Origin of the sequence: Corynebacterium sp. MSK158 (genome assembly GCF_030229085.1) — a bacterium.
In the GTDB taxonomy this organism is placed as follows: domain Bacteria; phylum Actinomycetota; class Actinomycetes; order Mycobacteriales; family Mycobacteriaceae; genus Corynebacterium.
This window is the reverse complement of sequence record NZ_JASPHJ010000010.1, coordinates 16,939-40,039: the sequence shown is the minus strand read 5'-3', so window position 1 is coordinate 40,039 and position 23,101 is coordinate 16,939. Positions and strand designations below refer to the sequence as shown.

Sequence of the window (23,101 nt, the reverse complement as noted above, 5' to 3'; positions counted from 1 at the left end):
AATCTAGTCCCAAAATTCCGTGGCGCACAGCGCAATGCCGTGCGCCCGGATTCCTTGGCCGACCTCCAGCTTTTCGTTCACAATCAGCGGTAGGCCGTCGAGGTCGCATACCCAAAACTCCCCCATGCCTAGCTCGTTGCTGTGCTTGGCGACGCCCCCAATAGTCCCCGCCACCTCCACCTGCGGGTTCAACATGCTGGGCTTTAAGTTCCGGTAAAAGCGTTCGGTAGCGGGCGAAGTGAAGGAAAACTCCTCTGGCTCCCCTACTTCGTAATTCAACGCCGCCACCGTCGGCCGCAATGTCCGCTCTAGCTTTTCTCCGCCGACCGGGTTGCCCGCCGGCAGCGCAAACGGTGCATCCGTAAGGGCCGCGAACCGCAAATCCCCCGTTTCTACAATGCCGATATAGGGCGTTGCCCGGTATATGGTCCCCGGCGTCTCTTCCCCACCGCGATACGAAGGAACAGCAGCCCATTCCCCTTCGTATTCCATCCCTGTGACCGCCATGCCGGACGGGTCCGCGTAGAAAATCACCCGATCGAATCCTGGCGCATCCCACAGTTCGTGTTCTGTCGGCAGCTCCGCAATGAGTTCATCTATATCTAAAAAGTCGAATCCGCACGTGCCAAATAGCTTATCCATGACCGCAATTCTAAACGCTTCGCTCCATTTGGCCGGTCGCGCTTAGTGCCCTTGCGGGCCAACTTTAATCGGCAAACCTCATCACCCATTCAATTTCTAACCTAAGACTATCCCGTTCTACATAGTGGAATATCTCTAGAGATAGCTATACAAAAGGAAACAAAATATGTTTTCTAGCCAAATATGTTGGCTGATGAAATTGTTGTCTATGTATACCCACCCCGCAGGGAAGTAGTAGGAGTTGTCATATCAACCCATATGGCAACGATGAGTTGCTAGATCAACCTTGCTGTATAAACTGTTAAATACAACCGACTCTAGGAGGACGCGATGCGCTTGGAGCAGAGTGCAGCATGGGGCGACTTTGTCGCCATGCAAGAGGCGTTGCATGCGCGGCTGTCTGGACAGCTCCAGAGCGGCTCTAACCTGAGTGAAGCGGACTACGCGGTTTTGGCGGTGTTGCAGCGCCGTCGAAAAATTCATACGAGACCGAATGAATTGGCGGTGGAGCTCGGGTGGGAGAAGTCGCGATTGCATCGTCAGCTGTTGCGCATGGAGTCCCGAAAATTGGTTTCCAGGCGGGACGCGCCGGAGTTGGGAACTCGAGCTATTGAAGTCACAGTGACGGAAAAGGGAAGTGCCGCTTTCAGTGCAGCCATCGCGCGCCATACCGCCGCAGTCGATGAAATAGTAGTGAGCACCCTTAGTGACGAGGACCTACATACTTTGGGCAGGATCTCCCGTAAATTGTTGAGAGGGGTTGCTAAAAGCGGGGCTTCGGAAAGCTAGCTGTCCGCGCTGACCGGTGCATGTAAAAAGGCACCCGCCATAACAGCAGGTGCCTTACAAGATTGGCTAGGCGGGATCTAGGAAATCTTAAGAACGGTGCGTCCGTGGTGGGTGCCCTCGAGGAGGGACTTGGATTCTTCGACGACGTCCGACAATGGAATCGTATTGGTCAGGGACTCAAGGATGGACCGGTCCAGCTTGCGTGCGAGCAGTTGCCAAGCGTTCTGGCGGTAGTGCAATGGGGCGTCTACAGAGTTGACGCCGGCAAGGTGTACGTTGCGCAGAATGAACGGCAAGACGGTGGTGGGCAGGTCTGGACCGGCGGCCATACCGGTAGAGGCGACGGTGCCGCCCCACACAGTGCGGGCCAATACATTTGCCAAGACGTGGGAGCCGGAGGTATCAACCGCACCGGCATACGTTGCCTTCTGCAGGGGCTTTCCGGCCTCAGCAAATTCGGCGCGGTCCCCAATGGTATGGGCACCAAGCTCGTGGAGGTACTGGGAATAGTCATCCGGGCGGCCGGTCATCGCGTGAACCTCGTAACCGGCATTGGACAGCAGATTCACGGCGATGGAGCCCACGCCACCGGTGGCGCCGGTGACCAGGACGGGGCCATCGGGAAGTCCGCGCAGGGAGTTAACACACAGGGCGGCTGTGTAACCTGCGGTTCCCACGGCGGCCGCCTGTTCTGCGGTGAAGTCTGCTGGCAGCGCGACGGTCGCCTGGGAATTCACACACTGCTTTGGGGTGTAGCCACCGTGGCGAAACTCGCCTAGGCCATCACCGAAGGAAGCTACTAGGGTGCCAACTGGGAGGCGTTCCACGCTGGATTCGGCAACGGTGCCGACCACGTCGATGCCCGGAACCAGCGGGCTGGTGCGCATGACGCCACGATCGCCGGCAATCGCCATGGCGTCCTTGTAGTTCAGCGAAGAATAAGACACATCGACGGTAAGGTCGCCCTCGCCGAGGAACTCTCCCTCTTCAAAGGAGGTCGTAACGGATTTATCTTCGTTGCGAGTAACTAGTAGAGTGCTCATGCTCACCATCGTACGTTAAATGTGATGCAGACATTTAACAGCGAATCTCACGGAGAATTTTCAGGCTCGCTTGTTAATTTGAACAACATGACGATGACCACGATGCCTACCCGCGCCTCGCGCCAGATTGGTGCGCGTGGCATGCCAGCTAAGCGCACGCTGTGGCGCAGTGCAGCCGTAGCCTGCGTGGTTGTCATGGTGGCTATTGCAGTAGCTACGGTGGGCAAGCCTTTCATAGATATCCCCGGTGTGGTCGATGCGTCAGCGCACGCACGCTGCAGCCTAGATTTGCAGATGTTTAACGGGTTTAATAACCCTCATCCGTGGTGGGGTCCGTGGACCAATACTTTGGGTAATGTTTTCCTCTTTATGCCGCTGGGTGCCTGCTTGGTGGTGATGGGACAAAATTCGCGGCGCGTCCGCTTCGGACGCGGCGGCACCATCCTTTTAGGGATGATGCTCAGCCTAGGCATTGAAATCGCCCAGTACATATTCTCATTGGGTTTCAGCGATGTTGATGACTTGGTTTTCAATACGCTTGGCGCGTCTTTGGGCGCGTTCCTAGTAAGCCGCAGCAGCGCGAAAGCGCAGCTACGAACCGTACGAGTAATCGGGTGGCTGGCAGCGTTGGGCTTGGGTGCTTTACTGGTTGCCGTTATTGCAGGGATCGTTGTCTAGAAGCTAGACGAGTGGACGCCCGCACGCGCTGGGGTAGGGCGGTGAGCGGTGAGCCCTAGGCCGGTTGCAGCTGGTTGGGATCCTCTGGAGCCGGACTTTCATGCTGAGACTGCTTGCGCTCTTTAACAATGCCTGCCGTTAAGGCGCAAAGGCCAACCGCAATCCAGGCCAGGAGAATCCATACTTCGGCGCTAATCGAAGCGATGGGGAAGTAGTTTGCCGAGCGGGTTAGGGAAGCGGTGGCCGCATTAGGGAAGAACTGACCTACGGCTCCCCATGGTTTGGCAATGAATTCCTTGGGGGCCATCGTTCCGGCTAGGGGGTTGCCAATCAGCATTATGGCAATAGCGCCGAGCCCGAACCCTGCAGTTCCGAACAAGGCACGGAGCCCAACAATGAAGGATGAGAAGGCGGTGATGCCAAGGGCAAACACGCCCGCTGAAGTCCAGAAGCCAGCCGGCAGTAGGTCGAATACCCCGCTAAAGACCCAGGAAACGAGGAGGCCACCGAGTGGTGCGTATACAGCGAATGCGAGAAGGCGCTGGCTGTTTTTCTGCAGGGTAAAGGAGATTAGTGCCGCGCCGATCATGCTGCCGATGGAAACGAGCAGAATTGAGAAATTGATTGCCATTCCTTGCGGATCACGGCTATCCAGCGGGGCTACATCTGTTGCTTTGACCTCAACGGAGGGAACTTTGCTCTCAGGAAGACCCTTAGCTTGAGCGGCGGCCTTGGCTTGGCGATTTGCCATCTCACTCAATGGCTGTGACAGGTTTTTGATGATATTCGCCTGGGGCAAGCCCGCTGCCGAAGAGAAAAGAACCTCGGGCTCTTGGCCAAGGACGATTGCACCTGATACCTCACGTTGTTGAATGAGCCGTTCAGCTTCGGCTCGATCCGCGGCGGGCTGTGTCTTAAGTAAGCCGGGTTTCTTCTCATCGAGAGCGTTTTGTATCTGTGTAACTTGCTGCGGCTCGCCAACAACAGCGGTGGAAATATCGCGGGGTTCCATCGTAGCCATCGGCCAGAGGAAGGCTAGAAGGATGAGCGTGAGCGCTAAGGGGGCGAGAATCCCGACGGTTAGCGCCTTCTTTGCGTTTTGCATGGGGTACCTGCTTTCGGTTCGTACGGGGAGTCCGTTAACCGCAATTCAACGGACGTTGAACATGCTAATTCAACACCTGTTGAAATTCAACAGGTGTTGAGAATTCTCGATTGGGTAGCGGTAAAATAGCCGTCATGGAAAACAAAATTGCAGGGCGTCGGCCTCGAAATGAGGAGACTCGAGAGAGAATTCTGTCTGCAGCATGTACGCGCTTTGGCGACGTAGGCTTTGAAGCCACGACAATTCGCAGCGTGGCGGCAGAGGCCGAGGTAGACCCTGCGCTGGTGATGCACTACTTCAAAAACAAGCAAGGCCTTTTTGACGCAGTTGTCTCAAGCCTGCAAGAACTCCCTGGGCGGTTGGAAGATGTAGCAGACCTAAAAAGCTTCATTGCCAAGTACTTGCAGCTCTGGGAAGCAGAAGACATGGGATCGAGGTTGAAGGCGGTATTGCGCGCCGGGGTGGGCTCTTCCCATGCTTCCGGAGTATTGCGGCAATATATGGACGAGCAATTCTTGGAGCTAGTATCCCAATCTAAATTGGGTGCAACGGTATTCGATACGCCAGAAAAGCGGGAACGCATTCCCTTTATTGACGCCATGCTGGTTGGCGTTGCGACCACGCGCAACGTGATTCTCGTTCCCTATGTGCGGGAGAAAACCATCGACGAGCTCGTAGAAATCTATGCAGCGGCATGCGAGGCGATTTTGGAGGCGCGTTCTTAGGCGGATAATTCCGCTCGGTGACCCCATTCGAACATGGCGGTGGCTGCATCGGTGCCGCTCAAGCCCTCGAACATAGCGAGGGGAGAGGTGGGGAGCATTCCGGTGATCTGCGATACGCCGTAGTCTTCCAGCAGTACCGGGGCTAGGGGAGTTGATGGGCCTAGGACGACATTGAAGGACTCGCGGGAGAGCTCGAGCAGGCGGGGAGCGGTTTTATTGACAAAGGCAGAGCCGGTAATAAAGACATAATCGCACTCGGGCAGGATGTATTCGGCGGCGGAATCGGGATAGTCGCCCTCATTGAGCGAGCGCTCCAGCATATAAAAATCCGCAGCCTGGTTGAGTGCTTTAGGTGCAAAAGGGAAGTGGCCAATGACCGCGACCTTCTTCCCAGCGACGGCCTCGCGGAAGGGATCGAAGATGTGGGGCCAAGGGGCGTCGGCAAGCGCAAAGCCATGCTCATCGGCCACGGAAGGCGTGGCGTAGTAGGAATTTAGCGCGGCCATGCCGAAGGAAGCCTCCGAGAAATTCCAACTCTTAGCTAACTGAGCAATGGCGCGTAGAGGAACCCCGGAATACTCGGCGCGCATCTGGGCCGGGCGGGAGGTTGCTGACATGGTCATGGCCATGCCGCAGCTAGGACTTTCGGTGTATACCCGGGTCCACCGCGGGCCTTGGGCGGCGCGGGAGACCACTATGTCACGGGGAATGGCATTGATGAGGTCATCGTAGAGATCCCAGGCAGACATGTATAAACCAGCTTTCCCACATTGTGTCGCATTCTCTGCGTGAAGGCAGTGTAGTCGAATTAGCTGGGACCAACCTATAGCTTTAGTCACATATATTCGCCACATCGTGCGCGGTCTGCCTGGCAAAGGGGCTTACCCCGGTAATGGTGGCGGAGCCGGGGCCGGTCCACGTGCCGTAACCTACGAGGAAGAGGCCATCGACGGTGGGGGAGGAGCCATCAAGAAGCCCGCGGATGGGCCGGAGGGCAGGCCGGAAACCGGTGCACCAGATGAGGTGGTCTGCGGTGACTTCAGTAAGCGAAGAAAACATGGGGGTGGCCTGCAAAAGTCCGGAATCTCGTGCGCGTAAGACCGGTGGAACCATCACAATATCGCCTAGGTTGGAATCCGCGCCGGGGTCTGGTTCGCCGCGCAGCATGGCGTTGAGGCGGGCGCGATTGCGCTGAAAGAGCACGCGGCCGTCAACATCATCGGGCATCCACCGCGGGGAGTTGCGGGTATACCAGGTGGTCTCCACGCCAGAGAGCAGGAGCTCGGCCGCGATTTGGGCGCCGGAATTGGCCGCACCCACGACCGCGACGGTGGATCCGGCAAAGTCCTCTGGGCCTGGGTAGAAAGCTGAATGCCATTGCTGTCCGCCAAAATCGCCGGGGTAGTAGGGGATAAAGGGCGCGGACCACGTGCCCGTGGCCGCCACGACCGTGCGCGCGGTCAAATGCTCTGTACCGGCAAAGACGTGGAAGCATGCGCCATCATGGGTCACCTCATCCACTCTGACCGGCCGGCGAATGGGCAGTTCATAGCGCTGCTCGTAGCGCGCAAAATAGTCGATAACGTGGCTGGCCGGCGGAAAGCCCTCGTGGTGGGGCATGGGCCACCCCGGCAGGTTAGAGGAGGCGGAATTGCTAAAGAGCGTAAGCGAAGGCCAGGCGTGGCGCCAGGCCGCGCCGGGGCCGGGCTCGGCGTCCAGAATGACAAAATCCAGCCCCTTCTTGCGCAGGTAGTAGCCCACCGCAAGACCCGCCTGGCCGGCACCGATGACTATGCAATCCAGCATTAAATGAGCTTCCTCTCCCGCGCCACGGTCACCGCGGCGGTACGAGTTTCCACGCCCAACTTCTGGAAGATATGGATGAGGTGGGTCTTGACCGTGGCTTCGGAGATGAAGAGCTGCTTGGCCAGCTCCTTATTGGAGGAACCAGTAGACAGCGCCCGGAGGATTTCTAGCTCGCGGGTGGATAGCGATTCCTGCGGCCGGCCCACGCGCTGGGCCAGGAGGTCCACTACCTCCGGTGCCAAGGTGCGGCGGTGCGCGGCGGTATTGAGCACGGCCTCGTGCAGCGCCTGCTCGGGGGAATCTTTAAGCAGATAGCCCATCGCGCCGGCCTCCACGGCGGCAAGGATATCGGCCTGCGTGTCATAGGTGGTCAGGATGAGCACGGGTGGGCCGTCGGCTTCTACTACCCGCTTGGTGGCGGCGATGCCATCCATGCCGGGCATCTGGATATCGCAGACCACGGCGTCTACCTGCGGGGCATCATCAGTAAAAAGCTTATCCACATCCGCGCCGGTGGAGCCTTCCATTACTACCTCGACATCGGAGAAGGTATTGAGGATGGCGCGCAGGCCGGCCCGGACCACTGGGTGATCATCAATCAGCATGACATTAACCATTGCTTTTCTCCTTCAGCGGGATACGGACGGCTAGGGCAGTGCCTTCGCCGGATTCCAGGTTCATGGTGCCGCCCACAGCTTCCACGCGGCCGCGCAGGCCGGTAAGCCCGAAACCATGATCCCCGCCATCGGGGCCAGGGGAGGCGGATAGTCCGCGTCCATTATCAACGACGTCCAAGGTCACCGCATCCTCGAAGAGGCCGAGCGTGACCACGGCGCGCGAGGCGTGGGCGTGTTTGATGACGTTATTCAGGCCCTCTTGGGCGGCGCGCACGATGACCTCTTTGATGCGTTCGGGCACCTTGCCGCTGCCGGAAACCACCAGCTCAAAGGTGGTCTCTTCCCCCAAGGCTTTCACGCGGCTGCGCATCTGGGACAGTAGGGAAGTGAGCTGGGTTTCCAGCCGCTCATCGGGGCCGGCAAGCTCGCGGACGAAGCGGCGGGCCTCAGCCAGGTTCTCGCTCGCGACATCCTCAATGACCGCCAACTGCTCCTCTTTGGTCGCTGGATCATCGGTGCCGCGGGCCGCGCGGGAGAGCAGCAAGATAGAGCTGAGGCCTTGCGCGACGGTGTCATGGATCTCGCGAGAGAGGCGCTCGCGCTCCTCCAGCCGGCCGGCTTGGTGCTCGCTGGCGGCCAGCTCGGCTTGGGTTTCGCGCAGCTGCTTGGCGATGTCCCTGTGGTGTGCCGCCTCTGCCTGCAGGCGCCGCTGGATGAAAAAGACCGTGGCCGCAAAGGCGGTACCGATAAGCGGTCCCACGGCCGCAGCGATGGACCAGCCTTCGGGGTGTAGCCAGGCGGGAATGAAGGCGGCTGCCGCCCACAGCACGGCGATGGAAACCAACCCAGGCACGGTGGGCAAAGCACGCAGAAAGACAAAAATGAGCGGGAATTCCAGCCACATGAAATCCTGCGCATGCACCATCAGGCCCAGCCACAGCACGCATAGCCCACCTAGCCATAGACATGTGGGCAGCCAACGTTGTGCGGAGTAGACCACGGCAAGGGCGATGGCTAAGCCGATCACCCGGGCATCGAGCCGGCCGTCCACATAGGCGCGCGCCACGCCGAATACCAGCAGAAACGCGAACATGGCGTGGAGGCCATAGACCCATAGTTTTTGTCCTTTAAACACAACCACCCAGGATATCCGCGCACGGGTGGACCGTGAATCAACCACTTGGTTGACTCGAGGTTCAGCGAGCTGGCCGATTACTTCTGACCTGCATAAAGCGAATATAGAACTATGTTCCTAGCAATCAGAGAAATCACCACAGCGCGCGGCCGCTTCGCGCTCATCGGCGGCACGGTTGCGCTCATTACCCTTCTGCTCGTGATGCTCTCCGGCCTCACGGAGGGCCTGTCCAAGCAAAATACTTCCGCGTTGGAGTCCCTGGAAGAGGAGTACCCGTATATTTCCTTCTCCACCGAGGATCCCTCCTTCAGCGAGTCCGAGATGCACGCTGGTGATATCGCCAGCGATGGCATTCCTCTAGGCGCTGCCCAGACCAAGCTGGAGGGCCACGGCGGCGTTGCCGTCCTTAGCTTGCCCGCCGGAACCCAGGTTCCGGGTAGCGATAAGACCATCCCGGAGCAGGGAGTACTCCTGCCAGAGTCCATCGATGCGGCCGATACCGTCACCCTAGGTGGCGCCGACTTTTCGGTGGAGGGCACCGTCCCAGAGACCATGTACTCCCACTCCGAGGTGGTATGGGCGTCTACCGAAACCTGGCAGCGCATCAGCCACGCTCCGCAGGGCGTGATAGGTACGGCAGCGCTGTATAAGGACGAGGTTCCAGGCTCCGTGAAGGTGTCCACGTCCTTCTCCGGCTTGGCGGCCTATCAGTCTGAGCGCGGCTCGCTGCTTAGCATGCAGGGCTTCTTGTACGGCATCTCCGCACTGGTCACCGTCGCTTTCTTGACCGTGTGGACCATCCAGCGCACCCGCGACCTGTCCATCCTGCGCGCGCTCGGCGCCACCGTGCGCTACCTCTTGCGCGATGCCCTGGCACAGGCCGCCATCATCTTGGCTGCCGGCACCATTGCGGGCGCCGTCGTTGGTTGGGTGCTCGGCGCGCTTGCCTCCGGCACCGTGCCTTTCGATGTTTCCCTGCGCACCATCGCCGTTCCCGCGGTAGGCATTTGGGCCCTCGGCATGGCCGGCGCCCTTATTGCTACCCGCCGCGTAGCTAAAGCCAACCCACTCGATGCCCTTGGAGGAAATGCTTAACATGTCCACCATTCTTGATATCCGCAACGCCACCGTGACCTACCAGGACGGTGAGACTACTACCACCGCGCTTGCCGACGCCTCCCTCATCGCCGAATCCACTACCCTTACCGCCATCGTGGGTGAGTCAGGGTCCGGCAAGTCCACGCTGCTGTCCGTAGCCGCTGGCCTCATCACCCCAGACTCCGGGTCCGTGCACGTGGACGGTACCCGCTCCATCATTTTTCAGCAGGCCAACCTGCTGTCCTCGCTCAATGTGCGCGACCAATTGGTGATCATGGACCATATCGCTGGCCGCAAGCTGCGGCCACAGCGCGCCGATGAGTTATTGGAGTTTGTTGGCCTGGCCGGGATGGGCAATCGCCGCATGGGCCAGTTGTCCGGTGGCCAGCGCCAGCGGGTCAATATCGCTCGAGCGCTCATGGAGCAGCCGGACCTGCTCTTGGCGGATGAGCCTACCTCTGCGCTTGATTCCCACCTTTCGCAGGAGATCATCCGCCTCTTGCGCGATGTCACCCAGGAGATGAACACCGCCACCGTGCTGGTGACCCACGACCGCTCCCTGCTGAACTTCGCTGACCGCGTGGTTGAGGTCAAGGACGGCCACGTCTCCGAGCAGGAGAAGGTCACTGCGCTCAGCTAGCGCTGCATGAGGAGTAGCCGTGCGATTGCCTGCGGCACGGCCGCGGCAATCTGGGAGGCGGAGCAAAGGCCAAAGCCGTCTGGGGTGTGGGCGGCAATGGCTGCCGCGTGTTGGTGGATGGCCGCGGCGTGCAGGATTTCCATAATGATCGCCTCCGCATCCGCCTCGGCGGCATCCAGTTGCGCGAGCGTGGCTCCGAGGATGCCAGAGAGTACGTCACCCGAGCCGGCGGTGGCCGCGTAGGAGTGCCCAGCGTTCATGCCATAAATTTTCTGGTCTGGGGCCGTGACGGTGGTGATCCGGCCCTTGTGCAGGATGAAGCAGTCGAGTGCATCGGAAAGCTCCCGCAGGCGCACCCCGAGGCCTTCCGAAAGATCAAGTTCGCGGCCGAGAGTTGCCGCGTAGAGCCGCTCAAACTCCCCGGCATGCGGGGTCAGGACGGCGCAGGGATGATCGCGCACGAGTTCGCGTAGATCCCCGTAGGTCGAAAGCACGGTCAGCGCATCGGCGTCGATAATGGTGGGCAGCCCGCGTTCTAGCACGGCGCGCAATTCGGCGGCCGCCTCCGGTCCGGTGCCTCGCCCTGGACCTACGATCCAGGCTTGGGCGTGGACTTTTTCTTGGACGCTGGCATGGGGCACTACCTCTGGCAGGCTCGTGACCACGGAGTCATTGCCTACGACGCGAACCATGGACGGCGTGGCACGCACCGCGCCCGCGGCGGCGAGGATGCCCGCGCCGGGAAAAGCGCTGCTGCCAGCACATACCGCGGTCACCCCGCCGGTGTACTTGGTGCTTTTCGCCGCCGGAGTCGGATCCAGAATTGGCCCCGTGCAGCCCACCGGCTTCGGGGCGGTGACCAGGCCTTGTTCCCCCGAAAGCACCGGCTCAGTCGGCCACTGGTAGGGCAAGGTGATAGTGGGTTCATTGGCGATAAAGCCCACTGGCTCCGCGGCAGCGGAAAGTTCTTCTGCAAAGGAGCGCGGGGCGCCGGGTAGGAGCAGATCGCAGAGCACCACCGCACCGCATTCCGGGGCAAAGATATGTCCGGCACGGGCCCAGCCAAAGCTAATAGTCACGTCTGCGTCTACGGCATCGGCTGCGGCCATGCCGGTATCGGCGTTAATGCCCGAAGGAATGTCCACAGCTAATACCGGCACCCCACGCTCCTTGACCTCGGTATAGGCCCTCAGTGGGGCACCGGAAAGGCCGCGTGTGGAGGCGAGGCCGGCGATGGCGTCGATAAGCAGATCGGTGTTTCCTAGACCGTGCGCAATGGTTCCGCCGGCCGCGGCAAATGCCTCTAGCGCGGGTTCGTGGGCGCTATCCGCTGCGAGAATAGCCTCCACTGAGTAGCCCTCTTCTGCCAGGAAAGCACCAGCATAGAGGCCATCGCCGCCGTTGCCGCCTGGCCCGGCAAGGATAGTTACGCGCAGAAAAGAGCCGAGCATGCTCGCGGCAGTGGCCGCCACGCCTCGTGCGGCCAAGCGCATGAGCTCATCATCAAAGTTCTGCTGGGCTAGAAGGGAACGCTCTGCCGCGCGGACGGCGGCAACGCTATAGGCATGTCGCATGCCCGCCAGGATAGGCCTTTAAGGTGCCGGTTGGCAGGTCGGGCACCAAAATAGGTTGCGTCCCTCCATGACTTTTTCTGCCACCGGGGTGCCGCAGATATAGCAAGGAAGGCCGGCGCGGCGGTAGACGTAGACCTCGCCACCGTGGTCATCTTTGCGTGGTTCGCGGCCCATGGCCTCGGGGGAGTGCTCGGGCCGCACGGTATCGATGCGGCCGTGCTCCACCCCGTATTCCATGAGAACCACCAAGTCCGCCCACGTGGCGTCAAAAGTTTCACGGGAAACGTTCCGGCCCGGCAGGAAAGGGGAGAGGCCGTGGCGAAAGAGGGTTTCCGCCCGGTAGATATTGCCCACGCCGGCATAAAGGTGCTGATCCATCATGAGGGAGCCGATGCTGCGGCGCGATTTATGCACTTTGGCCCAGAGCGCCTCCACGTCGGCGTCCGTGCGCAGCGGGTCTTGGCCTACCTTGGCTAGCTGTGCGCGGTACTCCTCTTCAGTGAGCAGGCGGCAAAACTGCGGTCCGCGCAGGTTAGCGGCCTCGGCGCCATTATCAATGCGCACCCGGATCTGTCCGCCGGATTCCTCGCGGGGCTCGAAGCGCAGCTTGCCAATCAGGCCTAAGTGAATATAGAGGATATGGCGCGGATCTTGGGCGCTAAAGTGCACGAAAAGGTGCTTTCCGTAGGTCTCTGCCAGCTCGATGCGCTCGCCATCGAGAAGCTCCGCCTCCGCCGCGAAGCGGCCCTGCGGGCTGGTCACGCGCAGCGGCATGCCGCGAAAATCGGCGTTGAATTTATTAGCTAGGCGGTGGATGACGTGACCTTCAGGCATGGAATCCAGTCTAATCGGGAAGAATTTTCGGCCAAACCGGGCGCTAACCAGCTCACTTATTTGCGGGGTGACAATAGCGTAAACTCGAAATGCGGAATGATTTAACTCAGGGGAAGGCTTTCAAATCATGACGCAAAAAATCGGCTTTGACCGCGAGAAATACATTGAGCTGCAGTCGAAGCACATCCACGCCCGCCGCGAGGAAATCGGCGGCAAACTCTACCTAGAGATGGGCGGCAAGCTTTTTGACGATATGCACGCCTCCCGCGTATTGCCCGGCTTCACCCCAGACAATAAAATCGCGATGCTGGAGCGCATCAAAGAGGACGTTGAGATCCTCATCTGCATCAACGCGAAGGATATCTCCCGACAGAAGGTGCGCGCGGACCTGGGCATCCTTTATGAAGATGACCTGCTGCGCCTGGTGGACGTATTCCGCAGCCGCGGATTCTTGGTAGAAAACATCGTCATGACCCAGCTGGAGGAAGGCAATTCCCAAGCGGAAGCCTTCATCGATAAGGCAGAGCGCCTCGGCCTCAAGGTGGCGCGCCACCGCGTTATCCCTGGCTACCCCACCAATACGGACCTCATCGTGTCCGAAGAGGGTTTTGGCCGCAATGAGTTTGCGGAAACCTCCCGCGACCTCGTCGTGGTCACCGCGCCCGGCCCTGGCTCCGGCAAGCTGGCCACCGCTCTCTCGCAGGTCTACCACGAGCACCAGCGCGGCAATAATGCCGGCTACGCGAAGTTTGAAACCTTCCCTATCTGGAATCTCCCCCTGGAACACCCCGTGAACTTGGCCTATGAGGCGGCCACGGTGGACCTTAATGATTCCAATATTATTGACCATTTCCACCTGTCCGCCCACGGCGAATCCACCGTGAACTATAACCGCGATGTGGAAGCCTTCCCGCTGCTGCGCACGCTTTTGGAAAAGCTCACCGGCACCACCCCATACCAGTCCCCGACGGACATGGGCGTGAACATGGCCGGCTACTGCATTACTGACGACGCCGTGTGCCGTGCCGCCGCCCAACAAGAAATCATCCGCCGTTACTTCAAGGCGCAGGTGGAAGAGGCGCGTGCGGGCTTGGGCACCGAGCAATCCGAGCGCGCCGCCGTCATCATGGCCAAGGCTGGCATCAAGGTAGAAGATCGGCCCGTGGTGGCGCCTGCGCGCCAGCGCGCGGAAGAAACCGGTGAACCCGCCTCCGCTATGCAGCTGCACGACGGCACCATGATCACCGGCCGCACCTCGCCCCTGTTGGGATGCTCGGCGGCGATGCTGCTCAATGCACTGAAGCACCTGGCAGGTATCGATGACGATATCCACCTGCTGTCGCCCGAGTCCATCGAGCCGATTCAAACGCTCAAGACCAAGCATTTGGGTTCCAAGAATCCACGCCTGCATACCGACGAGGTGCTGATCGCCTTGTCCGTGTCTGCGGCGAAGGATGACAATGCTCGCAAGGCGCTGGAGCAGATCAAGGAACTTGCTGGTTGCGACGTCCACACCACCACCATCCTGGGTTCTGTGGATGAGGGAATCTTCCGCAACCTGGGCGTGCTCGTGACCTCTGATCCCGTCTTCGCCCGCAAGAAGGCGCTGTACCAAAAGCGCTAGAATTCTCACTTCAATGGTTCGCCCTCTCACTTTCACACCGATCCTCCTCACTTACAAAAGTGAGTTTCTCACTGTTAAAAGTGAGGGCGCTCAGTGTTAAACTGTCTAATGTTAATGAACAATTGAGCCGCTCTGGTACAGCGTGTCAATGCGTGGGCTGGAGCAGGAGAGATGGGTACTGTGCCGCTGTGGGATGTTAAGCATTTGCAAGATGAAGACATTGCAAAAATAGTTGACCGACTTCGGTCGCAGGGCAGTGACGATGGCCGTGTGGAGGCCAAAGCTGCGGTGGGAAAACTGAACAAAGATGTATGGAACACCGTATCGGCGTTTGCCAATACGGAGGGCGGGTTAATTCTGTTGGGAGTCGATGAATCGCAGAACTTCGCACCCGCGAAAGGTTTTGATCCCAATAAGACTATTGACTCTCTTGACAATGGGTTGAGTGGTGACTCATCCAAAGTTGACCCATCCCAGAATGGAACTTTAAACGCAGCACCCTAGAAGGGGAACCAATATTGGTTGTGGGGGTTCCGCCGATGAAAAGCGACACTCGCAAAGCACAGCAAATGCCTTGTTTTGTTTGCAGTCAGGGAATTGCGAAGGGCAGCTATAAACGCCTAGACGACAAGAACAAGCATCTGACGCCCTATGAAATATTTCAATTGCAGAATCGTCACAAGACAGATCCATCAGATCAGCAAATTGTCAGAGAAGCGGGACTCGAAGATCTTGATGCTGATCTTATAAATTCTGTGATTCATCGACTGCGTACATCGCAGTCGCGACTAATTAACGGTGATAATTCGATATCCAGCGTTCTTCGTAAGCTCAGTAGTATCAATAAGCGGGGAGAAATATTGTTTGCTGGTCTTCTGTGTTTTGGCGAGTACCCGCAACAATATTTTCCTCAGTTATTTGTCGACGTATCCAAGCATCCCGGAAAACAGAAATCCGTAGATGCATCTGTTCGATTTGAGCACAGACGTGTGTGTGAAGGACCGATTAACGCACAAATTGAGGATGCAATAGACGCCACTTTGGGTGTTTTAAATACTCGGTATGTAGAGCGCGGTCGTACTGTTGAACAAGAACCAGAGATTCCTGAAGTTGTACTACGCGAGGCTATTACTAATGCCGTTATGCATCGCGATTATGGACCAGTTGCCATAAGTGAACAGGTCGGTGTGGATATTTTCAGTGATCGTGTAGAAATTCGCAATCCTGGAGGATTATGGGGAGATCGCACACCAGATAACCTAGGTGACGGCAGGTCTGTTCCGCGGAATCTGTTCATCGCTAAAACGCTCTCCTATGTCCCCGCTAATGACAAAGCAACTATCGCAGAAAATCAAGGCAGTGGTATTCAGCGAATGCAAGCGGCAATGATGCAGCACGGTTTGCCGCAACCTAAGTTTCACGTTGAAGTAGGTGCATTCACCGTAATTTTTTATCGACACGGGTTGTTAAATCCAGAAGCCCAGCAATGGTTAGAAAAGCTTGGACTAGGTGAGATGTCTACTTCTCGACCAGAATTGGCCCAAGTAGTACTGCTCGCCCGCGACCAAGGGCCAGTGACACCAACAAGCATTCGCGAAACGTTGGGTATTGATAGCGATGAGGCGAGAGAAATGCTCGCAGAGCTTCTTAGTGACGGTGTCTTGTCGGTCTCCCGTGAAAGTGGGGAAAGCTTTGAATTGTCTGCCGAGACGTTGGGCTTTTCCCCTGTGCAGGTGCGTATACTGAAGGTTCTCAGGCCCGATATTGCACGTAACATACATCAGCTTGTCGATGAAACAGGGTACAGCGCGAGTGCAGTCAGGTATGGGTTGCGAGGTTTAATTGATTCTGGGAGAGTTCGCCCTACAGCACCTCCTACAAGCCGCAGCCGTGCCTATATTCTAAATCCTCGTCATTAACGCCGAAGGATTGGGGATCTGCGCAGCTGCAGGCCTAAGATTGGGGCGTGACTATTGGCAAAGTTCTCCTGTATTACTGCTTTACCCCCATCGAAGATCCCACCGCTATCATGCTGTGGCAGCGCACCCTGTGCGAGTCCCTGGGCCTCAAGGGGCGCATCCTCATTTCCGAGCACGGTATCAACGGCACCGTTGGCGGCGATATGGAAGCCTGCAAGCGCTACGTCCGCCAGACCAAGGAATACCCCGGCTTTAAGCGCATGCAGTTCAAGTGGTCCGAGGGTGGTGCGGATGACTTCCCGCGGCTTTCGGTCAAGGTGCGCGATGAAATCGTGGCCTTTGGCGCGCCGGGCGAGCTGAAGGTGGATGAAAACGGCGTCGTTGGCGGCGGCGTGCACCTCAAGCCGGAAGAGGTAAATAAGCTGGTAGAAGAACGTGGTGAGGAGGTCGTCTTCTTTGACGGCCGCAACGCCATGGAGGCAGAGATTGGCAAGTTTAAAAATGCGGTCGTGCCCGATGTGAAAACCACGCATGACTTCATCGAGGAAATCGAATCCGGCAAGTATGACTGGATGAAGGATAAGCCGGTGGTGTCTTACTGCACCGGTGGTATCCGCTGCGAGATCCTGTCCTCGTTGATGAAGAACCGCGGCTTCAAAGAGGTCTACCAGATCGATGGTGGCATCGTGCGCTACGGCGAAAAGTACGGCAATGATGGCCTGTGGGAAGGCTCCATGTATGTCTTTGACAAGCGCATGCACCACGAGTTTGGCCAAGGACTGCAAGACCCCGGTTTCATCCAGCTCGGTCACTGCGTGCACTGCGGTAAGGGCACGAATACCTTCCACAATTGCATCAATGAAGATACCTGCCGCCAGCAGGTACTCATCTGTGATGACTGCATCCAGCACGTAGAAACCCAGCACTGCGGCCGGCCGGATTGCGCCGAAGTGGCAGCGCAGCTAGCCAAGCAGGAGAGCTAGTCGCCCGCCGTTTCCTTGCGGAAGCAGCCCCACCACCAGTGCTGCCACGCGGTGTTATGCGGGCTGTGCGGCGGATGGATGACGCCGGTGGGGGCGTGTAGCTTACTGACCGGGCTAATGCCGTGGAGCGAGTTGAGGAACCACAGGGGGCGTTCGGCGGCAAGCTCCGGGGTGAGCGGGCGCGTTTCGGTTCGCATGCCTAGGTCCGCAGCGCGCCGGGCAACTTGGCGCAGCGTGATGCTGGGCAGCGCCTGACCGGTGGGGAGGATAAGCGTTTCCTCGTCCCAGGCGACGAGCGCGCCGGTGGTGGTCTCCACCATGGCACCGGAGGCATCCACGATGGCGGTGTCATCGGTGCCGTCTGCCTGATACTCGTCGCGGTAGCGTGCCAGCGCTGGGAAGTCGGGACCCTTGACTAAAGGTTGCGTGCGCGGGTCGGGGGCTTGCACATAGGTCAGCCGGGTGGTTCGGCGCGCAGGGGGTGCGGGGCGAATATCGAGGCGCAGCTGTCCGCCGGCTAGCGAGATGCGGGGGAAGAGATCGCCGGCGCCTATAAGCTGCAGCATCGCGGGGACGAAGCCGGCGGGAAGTGGGCCGGCCACCGACTCGAAGCGCTGGAGGTGCAGGGGGAGGGCGTTGGAGTGGGCGTCGCCAAGCATCCGCCAAGAATCCGCAACGTCAAAGGGGCCGGGATGGGTCTGGCTTGGAATGAAGCTGCCCTGGTGCCAGAGGTAGGTGCTCATTGCCACGCCCCCAACACGGATTGGGCCTTGAGGTTGCGCTCCTCCAGCTCGGCGGCCGGATCCGAATCCAGGACGATGGCCCCGCCGGCGCCGATGGTGACCTCACCGGCCGCCCGCACGGCCGTGCGGATGACCACGCTGAGATCGGATTGTCCGTCAAACCCCAGGTAGCCCACTACGCCGGAGTACACGCCGCGCGGTCCCGTTTCGAGTTGGTCAATGATCTCGCAGGTGCGCAGCTTCGGCGCGCCCGTCATCGATCCAGGAGGAAAGGTGGCGCGGAGGGCATCGACCGCGGTGGCACTGGCGCGCAGCTGTCCGGTAATGGTGGAGACCAATTGATGGACGGTGGTATAGCTTTCTACCTGCATCAACTTCGGCACGCGCACGGTACCGGGCTCGCATACCCGGGAGAGATCATTGCGCAGTAGGTCAACGATCATGAGGTTTTCGGCCCGTGTCTTTGGGTCCGTAGTCAGCAGCGTGGGATCCTGGTCGGCCGAGATGGTGCCCTTAATCGGCTTGGCCTCTACCTCACGGCCGCGCACGGTGAGGAAGCGCTCGGGCGAGGCGCTGCAGACCTCTACGCCGTCGAAGACGAGGTGTGCGGCATAGGGTGCGGGATTGTGCGAGTGCAGTTGGGGATAGAGCTCGCCTTCGGCCGCGGCCGTGTAGGTATCGGTCAGGCAGACCTCGTAACTCTCGCCGGCGTGCAGGAATTCTTGGGCGCGTTTAATCCGCTCCAGGTAGCCGGGGCTGCGCCAGGAGCCCGCGCTTAGCGACGCCCCACCGTCCTCCCCCGTGGGCCGTGGTTCCTCTGCATCCAAGGCGGTCTCCAGGCGGTCCAGGAGATCCTCGGCGCCCTCACCGGCAAGGCAGCACAGGTGCGCGGTTTCTGCGTGGTGGTCGTAGACGATAAAGGACTGCGGCCGCACAAAGTAGGCATCTGGGTAAGGAGAGCGGTGGCGTAGCTCAATGGGCAGGGTGAGCTGGGCGCATTCATAGCCCAAGTACCCGATGACCCCGCCGGTAAACGGGAGGTCCGGTGCGTCGATGATGCGGGTGGCAAGCTCTTGGTCGAGGAGGGTGAGGATATCGGGGGCGTCGCCAAGCCGGTAGCGGAAAGAGCGACTCAATGGGCCGGCGGTATCGCCGAGGATGGAATAGCGCCCGCGGGGATCCGCGGAGTCGAGGAAGAAGGCATCGTTGCCCTCGGCGCGCAGGGCGGAGAAGACCCGTGGGCAATCCACCGCGCCGGGGACTTCGCGGTGGAGCAAGCGGAACCCGCCCAGAAAGTTGCGCATAATCTCCCAGCCGTGCTGGGTAAGCACCGACTCCGGGTGAAATTGCACGCCCCAGTGAGGCAAGCCATCGACCTTAAGCGCTTGGATGACGCCATCCTCGCTGCGGGCATGCACGGTAATGCCGGGGGCCTCCTCTATATGCAGGGAGTGGTAGCGCACCACCTCGAAGTGTTGCGGGATTCCGGCAAAGATACCTTCGCCCGAGTGACGGATGGTGGAGACGAAACCGTGGCGCGGCTGCGGCGCCGGCGACACCTGGGCGCCGGCTAGCAGACCTAGCCCCTGGTGGCCAAGGCATACGCCCAGCACCGGAATCTCGGCCGCGGCCGCGGCGGCGATAATGCCCCGGGCAGCACCGAAATCCTCTTCGCGTTCCGGCGTGCCCGGGCCAGGAGAGATCACCACGTGGGAAAATTCGCCCCCATGGACGCGCTCGGCTAGGCCTTCCGCTTCACCGGCGGCGATGACGAGTGGTTCGCGTCCGGCTACCTCCGCGATGAGGTGGGCAAGGTTGAAGGTATAAGAATCGTAATTATCAAGCAGGAGGATCATAGGGAGGCGGAAAGTTTCTACGCGGCGGCCGAGTCCATGAGGAACAGCTGGATATCGGTAATGGTCCACAGCATGAAATTGCAGGCCATTACCCAGAAAATGGCCATCCAACTGCGCCACCGCAGATAGCGGTGCAGCTTGCGCACCATGATGATGGCGCAGCCGATCATGCCGAAGAACGGAATGATCGGGGTGGTCAGGCTAAAGAAGGTGCGCTGCCCGTCGGTGCAGAGCCACGCGGCGGCGCCGTCCTCGCACAAGGGGCCGCCGGAGAGTCGAGTGACGAGTGCGACCGCGAAACCATAAAGCGCGGAGAGAACCAAAACGCCGATCATGTACCAGATGGCCTGGCGGGTGGAGCGGCGGTTGGCGGCAGCAACCTCTAAGGGGTCCGGCTCATCGGCCAGCTCATCAAAGCTCCGCGGTTCCGGGCGGCGCAGATTGGCATAGTCCGCATCGGAAGTCAGATCGTTTTCGGGATGCTCTGGTCGCAGGCTCATGCCCCAATCCTAACTACAGGCAGGGTGGACCAAGATAGGCACCCGAATATGCGGCAGCAGCTCCGTGGCGGTAGAACCCAAGAACACGCGGGCGATGGGGCCCTGCGGGGTGGAGGACATGAGCATCAGATCGCCCTTCTTCCACTTGAGCGAATCCACCGCGCCGCCCCAGCCCGCGCCGGAACCAATTTCAGAAGTGACATCCAGCTCGGGGAATTGCTCTTGGATGCAATCGCGGGCGCGGTCCAGCATTGCGAGGGAATCCTCGAGCCACTCGGCCGTGAGCTTAAGCGCCATATCGTGCTTATCCTTGGACGGCGTATTGAGCAGACCGTTTGCCGAGAAGGCAAGCAGGCGCAGCGGCAGGTTCCAGCGGTTCGCGAGCTCCGCTGCGGCGAGCATCTCATGATCTTCGCGCGGGCTGCGTTCAGTAATGGCAAAGTTGAAGCGGGTGACGCCGTGCTTGGACAGCTTCACCTTGCGGGGCACCAAACCCAACGGCTGAGGAGAATAATGCAGCAAGGTATCGGCCGTAGATCCGGCGAAGAAACGTCCCTTCGGTGCGGCCTGGTTGGGGCCTAAGATGATGAGGTCTGCCTGGAACTTCTTGGCCATCTCCGTCAGTAGCTGGGGGCGCGAAGGCCCGTCGACCAAGAGGGAAGGCTTATCATCCCAGCAGCTGCGGGGTACGCCGGCTTCATCGAGGGCGGCATGGGTAGCGGCCGCGCAGGCTTCCTTTTGTGCTTTAAACCATTTCTTATATTTTCCGCCCAGCTTGCTGAGGGAGGTAGTAGTCCACGGCTGGAACACGGTAGAGATGACCCGTACCTGGGTAGTGGCGGTACGGGAAAGCCACGCGGCACAATCTAGAGCCTCGGTGCCGGAGGAAGAAGGGCTCCAAGAAATGAGGATACGAAGGGGTTTATCGGCCGAGCCCTTGTTCAAGGCTGGTAGATGCCCATCGGAAGAATCAGTTGCCATACGGAGTGAACTAGTGAGAGATTACGGTTTTCGTTTTCTCAATTATCACGTTAAGGCCAAGAAAAATGAAATCACCGCGGGTAAAACTAGCGCTGTTCGCCGTTCATTGTGGGGCGATAGACATCAGCGAGCTTGGAGATGACGGTGGCAACGTCGTTCGCGGTCTCCAAATCCTTCGGCTCGAGCCACCGCATGATTTCTGCTAGGGCGGAAGCGCGCTGCTGCGAGACGATGGCTAGTTCGGATTCGCCTAGTTGCGTCAGTGCTACCAAGACGCCGCGGCGGTCCTCTTCATCGCGGTGGCGTTCCACGTAGCCGCGGCGCTCTAGCTGGTAGAGCGCGTTGGAGGCGGTAGGCATGCGGATAAGCTCTGCCTGCGCGATAGTGGAAACGCGCGACGGTCCGCGCATACGCAGCTGGTTCATGATGGACACCTGGGAGGTGGTCAGTGAAGAGCCCTCCGCCGTGCGCTGGAAAATAAGAATGAGCTTATTGAGCGACGGCTGGATGGAACGCGCGACCTCGACGGCATCCTCGTACGTAGACGGGGATTGAGCGGGGCCCTTCTCCTCATGTTGCTGCGTCATAGAAAACGATTGTATAGCCCGTTTTCCCTGTGCGGTAGTTCGGAAGTTAAAAAATTAGTTTCCGGCAATAAAGTCTTCTAACTCGGCGCGTGCCACGTCATCGGCCTTTTGTACCGGCGGGGATTTCATCAAGTAGGACGAGGCGGCCAGTACCGGGCCCGCCACCCCGCGGTCGAGGGCAATCTTGGCGGCACGCACCGCATCAATGATGATACCGGCGGAGTTAGGCGAGTCCCAGACCTCCAGTTTGTACTCCAAATTCAGAGGTACTTCGCCAAAGGCAGAGCCTTCCAAGCGGACATAGGCCCATTTGCGATCATCGAGCCATTCCACGTAATCGGAAGGCCCGATGTGAACGTTGCGGTCCTCCCGCTTGCCGGCGATGGGCGAGTTGTGCAGGTTAGAGGTTACGGCCTGCGTCTTGGAGATCTTTTTGGATTCCAGGCGCTCGCGCTCGAGCATATTCTTAAAATCCATATTGCCGCCCACATTGAGCTGCATGGTGCGCTCCAAGCGCACGCCGCGGTCTTCAAAGAGCTTCGCCATGACGCGGTGAGTAATGGTGGCGCCCACCTGGGACTTAATATCATCGCCCACGATGGGCAGCCCGGCGTCTTCGAACTTCTTCGCCCATACCGGATCAGAAGCAATAAAGACCGGCAAGGCATTGACAAAGGCGCAGCCGGCATCGATGGCCGCCTGGGCGTAGAACTTATCCGCTTCTTCAGAGCCCACCGGCAGGTAGGAGACTACGACGTCGGCGCCGGACTGGCGGAGTATGGCGGGGACGTCGGCAAGCGGGGCTTCCGATTCCGCGATGGATTCTTGGTAGTACCGGCCGAGGCCGTCCAGGGTAGGACCGCGCTGCACGGTAACGCCCAGCTCAGGGACGTCGGTAATGGAAATGGTGCAGTTGCGGGAGCTGCGCGTAGCCTCCGCTAGGTCCTTGCCTACTTTGTCTGCATCCACGTCGAAGGCGGCAACGAATTCCACATCGCCTACGTGGTACGGGCCAAACTGGGCGTGCATCAAACCGGGAATATCTGCATCGGCCGCGGCGTCGCGATAAAACTCCACGCCTTCAATGAGGGACGTGGCGCAGTTGCCGACGCCCACGATGGCGACCTTTACTTTTTCGGACACGGTCTACTCCTTTAACTCCATGAGTTGTGGCTGTCAGTGACTGCGCAAGAGTAAGCCGAAAATTATGCCCTACGGTGGC

24 protein-coding genes are annotated in these 23,101 nt (G+C 59.3%); 9 read left to right on the top strand and 15 right to left on the bottom strand.

Annotation, left to right across the window (positions count from 1 at the left end; genetic code table 11):
- Positions 1–3 precede the first annotated feature (3 nt).
- Positions 4–642 carry a hypothetical protein gene (locus QP915_RS08740; protein WP_284769062.1) on the bottom strand — a complete coding sequence of 213 codons (639 nt, stop codon included), beginning with the start codon at positions 640–642 and terminating at the stop codon, positions 4–6.
- Positions 643–972: 330 nt separating this feature from the next.
- On the opposite strand from QP915_RS08740, the gene QP915_RS08735 reads away from it, so the two are divergent.
- Complete coding sequence (locus QP915_RS08735; RefSeq protein WP_049359150.1) at positions 973–1,431, top strand: MarR family winged helix-turn-helix transcriptional regulator; 459 nt, start codon at positions 973–975, stop codon at positions 1,429–1,431.
- 77 nt (positions 1,432–1,508) lie between these two features.
- Here the strand turns inward: QP915_RS08735 and QP915_RS08730 are convergent, their stop codons facing one another.
- Positions 1,509–2,483: an MDR family oxidoreductase gene (locus QP915_RS08730; protein WP_284769061.1), complete on the bottom strand. Its 975-nt coding sequence runs from the start codon at positions 2,481–2,483 to the stop codon at positions 1,509–1,511.
- A gap of 78 nt (positions 2,484–2,561) precedes the next feature.
- On the opposite strand from QP915_RS08730, the gene QP915_RS08725 reads away from it, so the two are divergent.
- Positions 2,562–3,152 (top strand): VanZ family protein, encoded by a 591-nt coding sequence (locus tag QP915_RS08725; protein ID WP_284769060.1) that lies wholly within the window; start codon positions 2,562–2,564, stop codon positions 3,150–3,152.
- A gap of 55 nt (positions 3,153–3,207) precedes the next feature.
- Here QP915_RS08725 and QP915_RS08720 read toward each other — a convergent pair whose 3' ends face one another.
- Positions 3,208–4,257 carry an ABC transporter permease gene (locus QP915_RS08720; RefSeq protein ID WP_284769059.1) on the bottom strand — a complete coding sequence of 350 codons (1,050 nt, stop codon included), beginning with the start codon at positions 4,255–4,257 and terminating at the stop codon, positions 3,208–3,210.
- A 134-nt stretch (positions 4,258–4,391) separates the two neighbouring features.
- Here QP915_RS08720 and QP915_RS08715 point away from each other — a divergent pair, with 134 nt between their 5' ends.
- Positions 4,392–4,982, top strand: coding sequence for a TetR/AcrR family transcriptional regulator (locus QP915_RS08715; protein WP_284769058.1), 591 nt, complete (start codon positions 4,392–4,394; stop codon positions 4,980–4,982).
- On the opposite strand, the gene QP915_RS08710 is transcribed toward QP915_RS08715, so the two are convergent.
- The 4 genes from QP915_RS08710 to QP915_RS08695 all read right to left on the bottom strand — a co-directional run bounded on the left by QP915_RS08710 (position 4,979) and on the right by QP915_RS08695 (position 8,498).
- The gene (locus QP915_RS08710; protein WP_284769057.1) at positions 4,979–5,731 is read right to left on the bottom strand and encodes a Rossmann-like domain-containing protein; all 753 of its coding nucleotides are present in this window, start codon (positions 5,729–5,731) and stop codon (positions 4,979–4,981) included. The two genes, QP915_RS08715 and QP915_RS08710, sit on opposite strands and share 4 nt — an antisense overlap.
- 82 nt (positions 5,732–5,813) lie before the next feature.
- The gene (locus tag QP915_RS08705) at positions 5,814–6,788 is read right to left on the bottom strand and encodes an NAD(P)-binding domain-containing protein (protein ID WP_284769056.1); all 975 of its coding nucleotides are present in this window, start codon (positions 6,786–6,788) and stop codon (positions 5,814–5,816) included.
- Entirely contained in the window at positions 6,788–7,405 is a 618-nt protein-coding gene (locus QP915_RS08700) for a response regulator transcription factor (protein ID WP_250412805.1), read from the bottom strand. The genes QP915_RS08705 and QP915_RS08700 overlap by 1 nt, the downstream gene beginning before the upstream one ends.
- Positions 7,398–8,498: a sensor histidine kinase gene (locus QP915_RS08695; protein WP_284769106.1), complete on the bottom strand. Its 1,101-nt coding sequence runs from the start codon at positions 8,496–8,498 to the stop codon at positions 7,398–7,400. The genes QP915_RS08700 and QP915_RS08695 overlap by 8 nt, the downstream gene beginning before the upstream one ends.
- 153 nt (positions 8,499–8,651) lie before the next feature.
- Here QP915_RS08695 and QP915_RS08690 point away from each other — a divergent pair, with 153 nt between their 5' ends.
- Together QP915_RS08690 and QP915_RS08685 are read left to right on the top strand one after the other, a co-directional pair.
- On the top strand, positions 8,652–9,635 hold the full coding sequence (locus QP915_RS08690) for an ABC transporter permease (protein ID WP_284769055.1): 984 nt from the start codon (positions 8,652–8,654) through the stop codon (positions 9,633–9,635).
- 1 nt (position 9,636) lies between these two features.
- Positions 9,637–10,278, top strand: a complete 642-nt coding sequence (locus QP915_RS08685) for an ABC transporter ATP-binding protein (RefSeq protein WP_284769054.1) — start codon at positions 9,637–9,639, stop codon at positions 10,276–10,278.
- Here QP915_RS08685 and QP915_RS08680 read toward each other — a convergent pair.
- Complete coding sequence (locus QP915_RS08680; protein ID WP_284769053.1) at positions 10,275–11,852, bottom strand: bifunctional ADP-dependent NAD(P)H-hydrate dehydratase/NAD(P)H-hydrate epimerase; 1,578 nt, start codon at positions 11,850–11,852, stop codon at positions 10,275–10,277. The two genes, QP915_RS08685 and QP915_RS08680, sit on opposite strands and share 4 nt — an antisense overlap.
- 18 nt (positions 11,853–11,870) lie before the next feature.
- A complete protein-coding gene (locus tag QP915_RS08675) occupies positions 11,871–12,686 on the bottom strand; it encodes an Fpg/Nei family DNA glycosylase (RefSeq protein ID WP_284769052.1) in 816 nt (271 codons plus the stop codon).
- 127 nt (positions 12,687–12,813) lie between these two features.
- On the opposite strand from QP915_RS08675, the gene QP915_RS08670 reads away from it, so the two are divergent.
- The 4 genes from QP915_RS08670 (at position 12,814) to trhO (ending at position 17,212) form a co-directional block, all read left to right on the top strand.
- On the top strand, positions 12,814–14,310 hold the full coding sequence (locus QP915_RS08670) for a DUF1846 domain-containing protein (protein ID WP_284769051.1): 1,497 nt from the start codon (positions 12,814–12,816) through the stop codon (positions 14,308–14,310).
- A gap of 180 nt (positions 14,311–14,490) precedes the next feature.
- Positions 14,491–14,814, top strand: coding sequence for an AlbA family DNA-binding domain-containing protein (locus tag QP915_RS08665; protein ID WP_284769050.1), 324 nt, complete (start codon positions 14,491–14,493; stop codon positions 14,812–14,814).
- Positions 14,815–14,849: 35 nt separating this feature from the next.
- The gene (locus tag QP915_RS08660) at positions 14,850–16,229 is read left to right on the top strand and encodes an ATP-binding protein (protein ID WP_284769049.1); all 1,380 of its coding nucleotides are present in this window, start codon (positions 14,850–14,852) and stop codon (positions 16,227–16,229) included.
- 47 nt (positions 16,230–16,276) lie between these two features.
- Entirely contained in the window at positions 16,277–17,212 is a 936-nt protein-coding gene (gene trhO / locus QP915_RS08655; RefSeq protein WP_005326978.1) for an oxygen-dependent tRNA uridine(34) hydroxylase TrhO, read from the top strand.
- Here trhO and QP915_RS08650 read toward each other — a convergent pair.
- From QP915_RS08650 to QP915_RS08625, 6 genes are all read right to left on the bottom strand, one after another.
- Positions 17,209–17,955 carry an aminotransferase class IV gene (locus tag QP915_RS08650; RefSeq protein ID WP_284769048.1) on the bottom strand — a complete coding sequence of 249 codons (747 nt, stop codon included), beginning with the start codon at positions 17,953–17,955 and terminating at the stop codon, positions 17,209–17,211. The two genes, trhO and QP915_RS08650, sit on opposite strands and share 4 nt — an antisense overlap.
- A complete protein-coding gene (locus QP915_RS08645) occupies positions 17,952–19,811 on the bottom strand; it encodes a chorismate-binding protein (protein ID WP_284769047.1) in 1,860 nt (619 codons plus the stop codon). The genes QP915_RS08650 and QP915_RS08645 overlap by 4 nt, the downstream gene beginning before the upstream one ends.
- Before the next feature lie 17 nt (positions 19,812–19,828).
- Positions 19,829–20,311 (bottom strand): hypothetical protein, encoded by a 483-nt coding sequence (locus tag QP915_RS08640; RefSeq protein WP_284769046.1) that lies wholly within the window; start codon positions 20,309–20,311, stop codon positions 19,829–19,831.
- A 9-nt stretch (positions 20,312–20,320) separates the two neighbouring features.
- Positions 20,321–21,292 carry a universal stress protein gene (locus QP915_RS08635; protein WP_284769045.1) on the bottom strand — a complete coding sequence of 324 codons (972 nt, stop codon included), beginning with the start codon at positions 21,290–21,292 and terminating at the stop codon, positions 20,321–20,323.
- A gap of 86 nt (positions 21,293–21,378) precedes the next feature.
- Positions 21,379–21,879 (bottom strand): MarR family winged helix-turn-helix transcriptional regulator, encoded by a 501-nt coding sequence (locus QP915_RS08630; protein ID WP_005326985.1) that lies wholly within the window; start codon positions 21,877–21,879, stop codon positions 21,379–21,381.
- Positions 21,880–21,933: 54 nt separating this feature from the next.
- Positions 21,934–23,022 (bottom strand): inositol-3-phosphate synthase, encoded by a 1,089-nt coding sequence (locus tag QP915_RS08625; RefSeq protein WP_269953952.1) that lies wholly within the window; start codon positions 23,020–23,022, stop codon positions 21,934–21,936.
- Between the last annotated feature and the right edge of the window lie 79 nt (positions 23,023–23,101).